Raw genomic sequence first — 455 nt, 5'->3', positions numbered from 1 at the left:
GCGGGTCATTTCCTCGATGGCCTTGTTCAGGATGGTCAGGATGTCGGCCAGGCGGGCCTCGGTGGCCTGGATGGCCCGGGCCTGGTTGACCAGCCAGAGCATGTAGTTGGCCAGGCTCGCCGCCACGCGGGCGGGCAGGGCCGAGTCCGTGGCGCCCGAGGCGATGCGCTCAACGCACCCGTTCAGGGCCACGAGCAGCTTTTCGCGGTCAAAGGTCGCCGTGTCCTCGAGCATCTCGCCGATGAGCACGCGCGCCTTGCGGAACGGCTCGGCGTGGCCGTCGATGGCCTTGGCCGCGGACACGCCCCACCAGTGACCGGCCACGGTCTCGAGCACGAAGTCCAGGCCGCCGCCCGCGCGGGGCACCTTGACAGTGGCCTCGGCCACCCGGTCGAAGCGGTCCTCGTCCTCGGCGCAGAACACGATGGGCGAGCCGTTGTGCGCCTTGAAGATCG

1 protein-coding gene is annotated in these 455 nt (G+C 70.1%); it reads right to left on the bottom strand.

Annotation, left to right across the window (positions count from 1 at the left end; genetic code table 11):
• The coding region (locus P6N22_RS10640) for a hypothetical protein (protein WP_280332803.1) at nucleotides 1–455 on the bottom strand (455 nt) is incomplete at both ends.

The organism is Sulfurimonas sp. C5, assembly GCF_029872055.1.
In the GTDB taxonomy this organism is placed as follows: Bacteria; Campylobacterota; Campylobacteria; order Campylobacterales; family Sulfurimonadaceae; genus Sulfurimonas.
This window is presented reverse-complemented; position numbering and strand designations above follow the sequence as displayed.